9 protein-coding genes are annotated in these 10,755 nt (G+C 41.3%); 3 read left to right on the top strand and 6 right to left on the bottom strand.

Going from position 1 to position 10,755, the window contains the following annotated elements; translation table 11 throughout:
* The first annotated feature begins 463 nt into the window (after positions 1–463).
* Positions 464–1,246, top strand: a complete 783-nt coding sequence (locus tag JL57_RS07150; protein ID WP_034141370.1) for an enoyl-CoA hydratase/isomerase family protein — start codon at positions 464–466, stop codon at positions 1,244–1,246.
* A 98-nt stretch (positions 1,247–1,344) separates the two neighbouring features.
* Here the strand turns inward: JL57_RS07150 and JL57_RS07145 are convergent, their stop codons facing one another.
* From JL57_RS07145 to JL57_RS07120, 6 genes are all read right to left on the bottom strand, one after another.
* Positions 1,345–2,130 carry a formate dehydrogenase subunit gamma gene (locus JL57_RS07145; protein ID WP_034141369.1) on the bottom strand — a complete coding sequence of 262 codons (786 nt, stop codon included), beginning with the start codon at positions 2,128–2,130 and terminating at the stop codon, positions 1,345–1,347.
* A complete protein-coding gene (locus JL57_RS07140; protein ID WP_034141368.1) occupies positions 2,111–3,181 on the bottom strand; it encodes a 4Fe-4S dicluster domain-containing protein in 1,071 nt (356 codons plus the stop codon). Before JL57_RS07140 ends, JL57_RS07145 begins: the two co-directional genes overlap by 20 nt.
* Before the next feature lie 214 nt (positions 3,182–3,395).
* Entirely contained in the window at positions 3,396–4,826 is a 1,431-nt protein-coding gene (locus JL57_RS07135) for a peptidoglycan DD-metalloendopeptidase family protein (protein WP_291299800.1), read from the bottom strand.
* 178 nt (positions 4,827–5,004) lie between these two features.
* Positions 5,005–7,440, bottom strand: a complete 2,436-nt coding sequence (locus JL57_RS07130) for a hypothetical protein (protein WP_034141367.1) — start codon at positions 7,438–7,440, stop codon at positions 5,005–5,007.
* Positions 7,430–8,596, bottom strand: a complete 1,167-nt coding sequence (locus JL57_RS07125) for a hypothetical protein (protein WP_034141366.1) — start codon at positions 8,594–8,596, stop codon at positions 7,430–7,432. Before JL57_RS07125 ends, JL57_RS07130 begins: the two co-directional genes overlap by 11 nt.
* Positions 8,597–8,677: 81 nt before the next feature.
* Positions 8,678–9,736 carry a GerMN domain-containing protein gene (locus tag JL57_RS07120; RefSeq protein WP_034141365.1) on the bottom strand — a complete coding sequence of 353 codons (1,059 nt, stop codon included), beginning with the start codon at positions 9,734–9,736 and terminating at the stop codon, positions 8,678–8,680.
* 193 nt (positions 9,737–9,929) lie between these two features.
* Between JL57_RS07120 and JL57_RS07115 the strand changes: the two genes are divergently transcribed.
* Entirely contained in the window at positions 9,930–10,223 is a 294-nt protein-coding gene (locus JL57_RS07115; RefSeq protein WP_034141364.1) for a lipopolysaccharide assembly LapA domain-containing protein, read from the top strand.
* Positions 10,224–10,270: 47 nt separating this feature from the next.
* A complete protein-coding gene (locus JL57_RS33775; RefSeq protein WP_291299799.1) occupies positions 10,271–10,438 on the top strand; it encodes a hypothetical protein in 168 nt (55 codons plus the stop codon).
* Positions 10,439–10,755 lie beyond the last annotated feature (317 nt).

The following is a 10,755-nucleotide window of genomic DNA, read 5'->3' as shown; positions in this document are numbered from 1 at the left end:
CAATGCATAGTTGACCACTTAGAGTACCACTCCTTGCAGGTCAGGTTACCGTTCCACGGGCACTGCGAGATCTCCCGGGGTCATCCTACTTGCCTCCCTGTGAACTCGACCGTCTTAACTAATTTGGCTTTTTCCATTTATCGGGCTTTCTCACATCTTGCAAAGTTACCCACCAAACCAGCCAGCATCGGTTCGCTTTCGCTCCGTTCCACAGTTTGCCTTCAGACCCTCCGGACCCCTCCTCACGGACGACGCCCTGTCTGTTAGCTAGTGCTTCCGAATGGAATCGGCGCACAGAGGAACTTTAATCCTCCAATACAAATAGAACTGCCCGGCGCACAAGAAATAAATGAATATTGATTCATTTATTTTGCTTTACAGTCCAAATAGCATAGATTTTTCTGTCAAAATATATTACAGTACAAGTTAAGTATACTAAAATTTGGGGGATGGGGGAAATAAAATGAGCTATGGGAACTATTTAGCCTTTAACAGAGATGGGAAAATCGGTATAATAACCCTGGATAATGCTCAAGGCTTTAATTTGGTAGGCACCAACTTCCTTTATGAATTAGAGGAAATCCAAAAGGAGATCTCTTCAGACCGCACCTTGGGGGGAATCGTGATCAATGCCAACGGTGAAAACTTTTCCGCCGGGATAGACCTCAAGTTCTTGAAGGGTGTTAGTTCTGAGTTTATTATGGATAATCTAGTCTGGCTGCAGAAACTGTACTCCTTCTGGCAGGATCTCCCCATCCCAGTAATTGCAGCCGTAAACGGTCTGTGCTATGGATCTGCTACAGAACTTATTCTTGGTTGCGATATACGCATAGCCGCTGATAATGCTAGATTTGCTCTTCCAGAAGTACGTTTTGGTTTATCACCCGATATGGGGGGGACAACTCGCTTAACCCATCTGGTAGGTATTGGCCAGGCAAAGCGATTAATTATGGGATGTGAAGAGATTGATGCCGAGGAAGCCTTGCGGATTGGTTTGATAGAAATAATGGTTAAGAAAGAAGATCTTAATGAACGCGCGATGAAGCTGGCCAATAAAATGGCCTGTTTTCCTCCAGCAGGGATTCGTTTTGCCAAGAAAGGGATCAATTTAGCCAACGAAAGCAGCGTTGAAGCAGGATTACTCTTCGAACAGGCACAATCAACCTTTTGCTGCGGTACTGAAGATTTACGTGAAGCGGTTACGGCCTTTCTAGAAAAGAGAAAACCTGAATTCAAGGGAAAATAATCCTCAGAAACCCTCTCCTACAGTTGAACCAGTGGATAAAAAGGAACTCCTCACGGCCCATTTAATTCCGTAGGAGTTCTTTTTATTCTTACGAACGATTACATAGAAGCGGATTTGCCAACATCCGACTGTTTCTCGACCTGTTTTATGAAGTCAACCCCATTAGCATGAGTTATGGATTCATCGAGCTCGATTTCGATGATTTTACCAGATTTAAGGAGTTTAGCATACCATAGACTATGACGATGTTTGACATACTCCCTGTTAATTGAGCCTGTGAACATTCCTGGAAGAAGTGGACGGTTTTCCTTGAGGAGAAATGCAGCCAAGTGGCCAATAATCCCAAATATAATTAAGCCCGTACCAATGTTATGCAAAGCAGTGTTCCAATACAAAAGTGAGTGCGTGAGGTCAACGCCTGGGACATTCTTCAGGGTTTTAATCAGGCCCGTCACGATCAAGAGGAGAAGGCTTAGTCCGATAAACAGATAGGCTACACGTTGTTCAGCAAGGTATTTATCAGAAGCTGGCTCTTTACCTTTGGTGAACATTGCTTTAATAATCTGATATGATTCTTTCATATCTCCCTTACGTGGGAAAATATCAAATTCTCGGCGAGCGAATGCATAAACAATATGGAACGCTGCGGCAAATAATAGCCCAAACGCGCCCAGATAATGAAGGTTAATGGTGATAAAATAATCGCCAAGCCATAGTGCTCCTGGTAATTTCGTAACATTGTACCGAGTGTACAGCGGAAGTTGCCCTAAACCTGTGATAATAAGCAGTGTAACTGAGAGGGCTGTTGTCCAGTGGACAAACCGATTGGCAATACTTTGTCTTAAAATTTTACTCTGCTTTGGATTATTTAATTCCTTCGTCATCGTTATGCTCCTCTCTTTGTTCGTTCTGGTTTTTCTGGGATCGTATTGCCTTATCCCCTTTCATAGTCCGATATGCCGTAATTCCAGCAACAGCTGCACCTGCGAAGGTCGTCATTATTGAACTCAAAAACATACCTTTTCCAGTGGAAAGGTAATTTTCTACATTAACAGGCATACCCGGACGGCCGGGAGAAATATCTTTCTTGTTCGCTTTGTCAGCTTTAATCGCTGCATCGATTTTCTCGAATGGAACTGCCGAAATATATAAAGTCGGAGTCCCTCCGTTTTCTTTATCCCCGTAAATATAGCCATTTACTTCTTCTGCCTTTTTATAAGCCAGGGTTCTCACCTCTTCTCTTGGACCAATTGAGATGGCACCCTTCGGACAAGCGCTCACACAAGCAGGTTTTCTACCCTCTGCTAAAAGGTCTACGCACATATCACACTTATACATGACACCCCCACCTGCTAAGTCCGGCGCAATATCTAGGTAGATACCAACCCCAGCCTGGCGTTGAGGGATACCCCAAGGACATACATCTCGACATTTAGCCCCTCCGAAACATAGCTCATCGTCGATGGACACGGCTCCCGTTTGATCTTTAGTGATCGCACTAAAAGGGCATAGCTTTGAACAGGTCGGATTATCGCAGTGCATACAACGTCGTGGAACATAAACCTCTTGTTCAGTCCCATTATGCTCAACTTTAACATGGTCCACAAATGTCCAGTTATAGGGTGTTAGGCGACTTTTTAGATCTCTTTTGTTGGACCAATCTTCTACTTTTTTTTGTGGCCAGTAATTTTTTAGTGGTTTTTGCGGTTCAGGAAATCTTGCTTGATTGTGCTTGCCACATGCTTCAACACAAAGTGGGGTTTTATAATTTTTACACCCGTCACACTTCGTTAAATCAATTAAGGTACCCAATTTTCCATTACTCAGTCCTGCAGCCTGAACAGGTTTGCTTAAGCCAGTAGCGGCCAAAGCCCCAAGTAAGCCAGCTGCAGTAGTTCTCTTGAAGAATGTTCTACGCGAAATGCTCTCGCTCATAATCCCCCATACCCCCCATACGTATTGTTTTCATATGCATATATTTATCATATTTTTAGAGAATTTACAAGGATAATTTATAGTATACCTTATAGGGGTATAGGGGTTTATGATGGGCAAGCATTTCCAGATAGTAATTCTTGCTGACTAGTACAAAAAAGGCTTAGGCACTCTTTTAATGGTGCCTAAACCTTTAAAAATTCTACGTTAAGATTTAGCGGAGGTAACCGGTTGGATTGACATGACTTCCATTAATAATCACTTCTAAATGTAGGTGTGAACCAGAAGAGCGACCCGTTGAGCCTACCAAGCCAATTGTCTGACCTTTTGAAACAGAATTTCCTGCAGAGACCAGCAGCTTAGAAGCATGAGCATAACGAGTCATAACTCCATTTCCATGATCTAAGAGAATCGTGTTACCATAGTTCCCATTCCATCCTGCACTTACAACGGTCCCTGATCCAGAAGCTACAAAGGGATCTCCTTTATCACCGTCAATATCAAGACCAGTATGGAACTCCGATCCCCGATATCCATAATAAGACGTAATTCTTCCCCTTAACGGCCAAACAAGTCCCGAGGTGATGCTTCCACTACCCCGAGAATAGGCAACTGCAACATTAGTACGTTGAGGTCCTTTCTCAATCACTTGAGAGACTGCTTCCTTTAATACCTTTTCATCCTGAACAGTCTGAGAAACCACTTTATCATTTTTCTGAACGTAAGAATATTGAACTTCCTTTTTTCCGTCACTTCCAGCTTGTTTGACAGTCGATTGCCCAGACGTTAAGCTCGTATTCGTCTTTGTCACTACTTCAAAGGGAATTGTCTCAGTTTCAGTTCGAACGCCTTTACTCACTACCGTTATGTAGGGTGTAACCTTGTCCAAGACAATTTTTTGACCTAGTTTAAGTATGGTATCCTCAGTGGTTCCTGGGTTACTAGCTAGTACTTCTTTTGTTTTCATGTCGTTCTTTCGAGCAATAAGCCACCAAGAATCATTAGCCTGAACTGTATATTCTACCTTTTGTAAATTTCCTTGTTTTAGTTTGTCTAAGGCCTGCTCATAGGAAGTGACCTGGTCCAAGGGGACTTCCACGGGTTGCGTCTCCACTTCATCTTCAAAGGAGACTGAGGAAACTTGGTTTTTATCACTGGGTTGAGAAATGTAATCTTGAAAATCTTTAAGTAATTTCTCTCCATCTTCTGCTTTAGCCAGAACTAAGAGAGGTTCCTTGTTAACCGTTAACATGACTCCATCAACATAGTAAGAAATGTCCTCAGCTAACGTTTCTTTAGAAAGAGCACGATAATCAGCATTCTTAATTCGAACAGTTGAGTACGTAATATCATCATGGGTCTTAGCCTCAGTAGCCAGGGGAGCTCCCTTTTCAGAAAGAATCTGATTTATCATTTCTCCAGCTTTATCTTGATTAGCGACAAGACCAACCTTTTCGCCATTTACGACAACATAGACTGCTGAAGTTGTAGAATTAAGATAAACCATTCCACTTCCCATCAAAAGTAAAAGAACGATGGATCCTCCTATGACTTTTGGAGATTTCCATGATTTGTTCTTCTTTGTGAATATCTTAGCTTTTAGGATTTCGAGATATCTCATTGGTAAATCTCCGACCTTTTTCATAGAACCCCCCTAAATTATTATATTCTTTTTCAAAAACACTTCCACAATTTGGATGTTCTGCATCCAAATTACTTTTTTCACTATCCCAGATTACAGTGTTTACTTATCCCCTACTATTTTCTATTATTCTGCTTTGGTTGTCAACCTAATGTGAAAATACTCTATGAATTGGTCAGTATTAAATAAGTGGCAAGCAAAAAAGAGACCAACCTCTACTGGAAAGCTTCTCTCCCAATTTATGATCCGTCGTGCTAAATACCACCTGTCTGGTAGGGGATAGTTTATAAAGATATTCTGTAACTTCTCTCCAAAAATCCTTATCCTCTATCTTTGCCATCCCAACAGAGAAGAACAAGGGGGTCTCGGTGTTGTCACGAAGCACTAATTGGGCGACGGCCATACGATATGAAAAATAATTCATCTTCGCTAACGTCTCGGCTTCTATGGCCTTTGGAGTCGACGCAGAGAAACTATGCTCAAAAATCCACTGTTTTTCTATACTGAGTATCTTTTCGTGCTTTGTTTGCCATTCGCGCCAGGATAATTCCAACAAGATATGCGCGTCATCTAAAGCATGACGTAAGTCCTCATACGCCATCCACTGATGTTTCATTGTCTCTATCTTCTTCTCCAGAACAGCTAACGACTGAGATGTCTGGGTACTCTGAAGGCGTTGTTTGGCAACTGCCAAACGCTGGCGGATTTCCATTTGTTCTATATGCAAAGTAGACATTTCTGCCAACCTTTTTTCATTCGGAAGACGTTCTTCGCGTTCCAATTCTGCCAAAGGTTCTAAAACCTTGGTGAGTTGTTCCATATTTCGATCACCAAGTAAACCATAAAACCTCTTGGACAACTCGGCAACTGCTCTCTCCATCTCATCTTTATCCCTCAGTAGACTAGCAACCTTTAATACTGCTGCAAGTACTTCCTCTCTGTCCGTCGAGGGTATTCGCCAATTCTCTATCTTTTTGCGCAGTTGTTCCGCGCATTTGAGTAATTCTATTTCTTCTTTTTGTTGTTTTTCATGTTCAAGTTGTAACTCATTAAGTTCTATGGCTAGCTGATGTTTTCTTTGTCGATAGTCTTCCCATCCGCTCAGCCATTCTGAAAAATTTTTGGTATGGACTGCAGTAAACGCTTGTTGCAACACTTCATTGCGCGCACGCACAATTCTACGCAGATTTTCCTCTTGGCTCACTTTGTTTTGGTGCTTTTCTAGCTGTTTCTTCACGCTTTCAACCCGTTTTTTTTGATCTCGAAATTCCTTCAGTTGATTCGTGAATTCCTGATAGTTTGAGGCATGGTATCGTTTGTAGTAATCTTGAAGACGAGACGATAACATTCCTGCAATACCTGTCAAACCTAACCATTTACGCATCGTTCGATCCAGAGTGTTAGCAAGTTTGGAGCTTCGCCACAGTTGTAAATACTTTTCTCTTTGGGCAATTCTAATTTCATCTACCTCTGTAACATCGTCCATTACTACCAAATTCGCCAATCGAGTACTTTCTTGTGAAAAAATTACTTGAAGCTTATCAAGTCCACGTTTTGTAATCATGAGTTTATTCAGTTTCTCCTGCGCTACATCCCTAGCTTCTAGCGACATTCTCAGAATCTGTTCTTCGTCCTCCGACACTCCCATATATCCCGATGTTTGGAGGAAATTTTGAATCTCCGCAATTTGTCTGGTGCGCAGCTGAGTATCAGCAACTAAGAGATCTACGTTTTTCTGGAGATATGCCCACTCCATGCACTCTTCACGCAAGCTCTCAATTAACGCCCAATCGACACATGATTCAGAAGAAAAGGCCAACAAATTTGTCTCCGTACCTTGCAGCCGTTCTGCCAACCGGTTTAACTCATCTTGCAGTCGGCGTAACTCTCGAAAATCAGGGTTTTGATAATGAACCTCTATGCGCTTCTGAATATTGGCAGATGACGTAATTTTCTCAGTTAAGATCATTTCTTTTTCCAATAAATTTTTTATATTAATTTGAAGCAAGCGTTGATTGTCTTGTTGGCGGTAAGCTATTTCCCATTCATGCCTTAGAGTATCATACTCGGTCTTAACAAGGGCCATACTCCCACTTTGTTCTTTCACTCTCTTTTGCGCCCCCACAATGGAAGCCCGCACATTGGTTAAGGAAAGTCCCTCATCCCCTCCTTGGCGAAGGTTGTTAATGCGCCGGAGTAAATAATCATTGTGGTCATTTTCCGGCCAATCCACTATCCCTCCCCGCAGAAAATCTTGAAGCTGTACCTTGAATACATACTCTCCAATAGTCATTGATTCCGGTAGCTTAACAGGCTGTTCAGTTTCATCCATTAAGGTTGAAAGCTGCTCCAGTTTATCATCCTTTTGGATGAATTCATGACGCAGATAAAAGTGATGGCTTTCTCCAGACATCCACACTTCGATTAATCCATTTCGGTTTTGCCCTAAGCATGGCGTAGACTTTTTTTGATCGTAGAATAGGTTCAGCAGTAAGTCACTAAACAATTTTTGAATACTTTTATCCTGAAATAAGAGCAGAAATGGGCCTGAGGAAAATATCCAGTCGACATTCCCCAGGCCTACTAAATTTTCAATTCTGATTCGGTCAATCCTCATCGAATCCCCGTCCCTGCCCCAGCGCTGTTAGTCCAATTTTTTGTACTAGTTCCCAGTATTGAGAGTTCTCCGAGCCCTTTACGTCAACCAAGTTCTTTTGTAATTTATGCACGAATATTTGGGCTAGAGTAGGATAGCCTTCACTGTGCTTCACTCCTGAAACCCCTCGTGATTCAAATTGAGATTGAGACGGCGATTTTCGTTCTAAGGAGAGAACTTCAGCGAAGCGAAACTGAGTCTCGAGAAGATTTTTTACAGTTTGTAGCATTCCTTCAACTTCGAATAATGTTCCTGATAATTTAAACCTAAATAAATTGTTCTGTCGATCTTCTAGGTTAGTTTCTGCCAGTAAATTCGCTGAAACATTTTCAAAATCTGCTTGGGATTGAAAGGTAAGATCCTTATCAATATAACTCCGTTGTCCAAGTTCTCGGAATTCAAATCGAGAGGATTCTTTCCCTATCTCACCTAGCAGCACACCATGAGGACCGTTATCCTGAAAACCTCTGGCTTCAGGCGCACCACAATCAGCCCAGAATGTTTCCCCGGCTTGCTGAATCCCGCTCCAAACTTCTCGCTTTCCTAAGGCTAAGTAAGCTAAACCACTTGAAGCAATCTCCTCTTGCCGAATCGGAATAAACCCTTCAGTATTCTTCTCAGAATCCACCTCAGCATGGAGAAGCATCAGCTGAAGTGTACCGTCACTCGTCGTTTGAAAACCGTTTAGAAAAGGTCCTTCCTGATGATACGTTGTCCAGCCCTCTCCAAAAACTATGAGGTTATGGGAAGGAATTTTTATACTACTAACACCACTTGAAAATATATGCACGTTCTTCGGCCAAACCGCTAGGCGATAAGCAGACGTTAAAATCAGAGGGTCCCTCCTACCTGGAGTTATAAAAATTCTCGCCCCTTCTAACTGAGCAAACGACCTAGCTACCCGTTCGACGGTCTCTTTGCGCACATACTCTTGTTCAAATAAATCTCCGGTTATAAAAAGAAATTCAATTTTTTCCGATCGACAAAGCGAGAGAACCGCTTCAAAGGTCTGCCAGAGATCTTTATTTCGCAGAGCCGTCCAGGTCTCCGGTCCATCCCAGGAGGGGCTGTCAAAACGAAATCCTGCACACTGTAAGAAACGAACACACGAAGCCATAATCATCTTCACCTCACCAGTAAAGGAACCTATTTCGTGTTCTACTCCATCTGAAATCTAGTTGAACTTGTCCAGGGAGATTCAATGAAATTCGACACTGTTTTTTAGATCTACTCTAAAGAACTCACCCTTGTTCATCATATAATGCCCAGACGAATATGGACTTCCTTCAATCGTTATATAGACTTTGTCGACCCCGTAATATGTTCCTAGTGTATTGGTGATACTCTGTAAAATCATGCTTTCATAACCAGAGCCTGCGTTCATTTCGCTAACCAATTCCTTAGTAAAATCAATATAAACCACTTCGTCTTTATTTAAGTACAAACTCTTAATCTTAACATTCGGGCCCAAAACCTTGGATATATCCCCTTTAGGCAGTTCTTTAAATGTCTTCTCAAACACAATGTTTGTCAGATCATTCGTCATAAAAGAAAGCTTCTTATTAAGATAATTGAGCTTATCATTATTTAGATTTGGATAAAAGAATTTTACCGTTTGAGTTAATGGAACATTATTCTCTACTTTGCTTAAAGCAGAGTAAACTACATATCCATCTGATGTGAAAATTGTTTTTACGAGACCAATATTTGGGGCATAATAATCTTGGATCTTATGATCCTTACCCTCGGTCGTAACCTCTAGGGTTTTATAAGTACCCGAAGGGGTGGTTATGTCAACCTCGACATTAGTAATTGATCTCTTTCTATCATCTGCCAAGACCCACGAAGTTCCTTTTTCAAGCGGTTCTTTCAAGAGAATTTCCTGATAATTACTCGGACTATTGGTTATATTCTCTCGATAATAGGCTTCCCCTCTTACTATTGGTTGGGTCAGCTCACCATCTTTGTTCTCTAGCACCTTAATCATCTCAGTTCCACCGTTATTAGACCTTATCTGAACACGATTTCCTGCGATATAATCAACCATAACGTTGTATGAAGCATATTCATTCCCTTCTCCCTCATACACATAGTTCGTATTTTCTTTGTAGGCAAAATAATCTTGAATGGTAAGTGGTTGCTTAGTTTCTTGTGGTTTAGTTTCCTCAACAGGTGGCTTAATATCGTTCTTATTAGAGCAACTGCTTAACAGAACAAGCGTCAATAATATGCTAATAACAATGAATAACTTTTTCAAGTTTACCCCTCCTATGGTGATTTAGATAATAGTATAGCACTTCTCTCAATAATTACCCAGCCACGATGCCGCAACAAGTTCTTAGAAATAACAAGATACACTCCACAATAAAGTTGAACTAAGCAAACTATGTGCAGGAATCTCGTAGGTTACAGTCGAATAACGTTAAAACGAGCGAGGAGGTCAATGCAATATGTTTGTACTTATTTTATCCCTTATTTGTTCCATTCTGATTGCAATCTTTGCTGTACAAAATGCTAGCTTAGTTACTATTCAGCTTTTATGGATAACCAAAGAAGTTCCTTTAGTTCTAATAATCTTAGGTTCTACATTTGCAGGAGCTATAATAATGCTTCTCTTAGCTATATGGCGAGAATTACGATTAAAGCTCAAACTTAAGCAGCGTCAAAAGGATGACAGTTTGAAGAACGACCTTCCTGTTCAATCTGTGACTCCAACTCTAAAACAGTCCGATAACTCGGATTAGTAAAACAAGTAATAAACTATACAAGTAACGAAAGGAAGTAAGATGAATTGGCGAGCGTAATTGCAGTTAGAGAAATACCAGGAGTAGCTGATATTGGGGAAAAGTTCGAAGTATATGCTGTTGAACCTCACATTTTCGCAGAGGATTCTAAGTTTTTAATATTTACGCCTGAAGGTTGGAGATGGGCTTTTGCGTTTAACTTCCAACCCTTGTAAGATAGATATAGGGTCGATGGTTCAAAACCAACCCGAACGTTCCTTGATAACTTACTCCTTATTGTTCAGATGAATTAGTTGACACGTTGGACCTCAATCAGTAAATATCGTGCTATAATCACTTTTGGCAGAGAGATAGATGTGCGTTCCTCCTGGATCCCTCTTTTTGAGGCTTATCCGTAAAATAGCGTGTCACTCCACAAGAATGATTCGATGTTTAGCTGGTTGGGTCACTATTCTAGTGTTACCCGTTTCAAATGCAAGGTTGTTTGACATTCTTCTTAAGTGGATGCTCTGATTCATTCTGTTTGAAAGGT

The organism is Desulfosporosinus sp. BICA1-9 (assembly GCF_000802135.1).
Note: the sequence above shows the minus strand (reverse complement) of the source record. Positions and strands in the feature narration are given on the sequence as shown.

What these genes read in the sequence shown, in the direction of transcription:
- JL57_RS07150 (WP_034141370.1), top strand. Translation starts at nt 464, where the DNA reads ATGAGCTATGGGAACTATTTAGCCTTTAACAGAGATGGGAAAATCGGT.
- JL57_RS07135 (WP_291299800.1), bottom strand. Translation starts at nt 4,826, where the DNA reads ATGAAAAAGGTCGGAGATTTACCAATGAGATATCTCGAAATCCTAAAA.
- JL57_RS07140 (WP_034141368.1), bottom strand. Translation starts at nt 3,181, where the DNA reads ATGAGCGAGAGCATTTCGCGTAGAACATTCTTCAAGAGAACTACTGCA.
- JL57_RS07145 (WP_034141369.1), bottom strand. Translation starts at nt 2,130, where the DNA reads ATGACGAAGGAATTAAATAATCCAAAGCAGAGTAAAATTTTAAGACAA.
- JL57_RS07130 (WP_034141367.1), bottom strand. Translation starts at nt 7,440, where the DNA reads ATGAGGATTGACCGAATCAGAATTGAAAATTTAGTAGGCCTGGGGAAT.
- JL57_RS07125 (WP_034141366.1), bottom strand. Translation starts at nt 8,596, where the DNA reads ATGGCTTCGTGTGTTCGTTTCTTACAGTGTGCAGGATTTCGTTTTGAC.
- JL57_RS07115 (WP_034141364.1), top strand. Translation starts at nt 9,930, where the DNA reads ATGTTTGTACTTATTTTATCCCTTATTTGTTCCATTCTGATTGCAATC.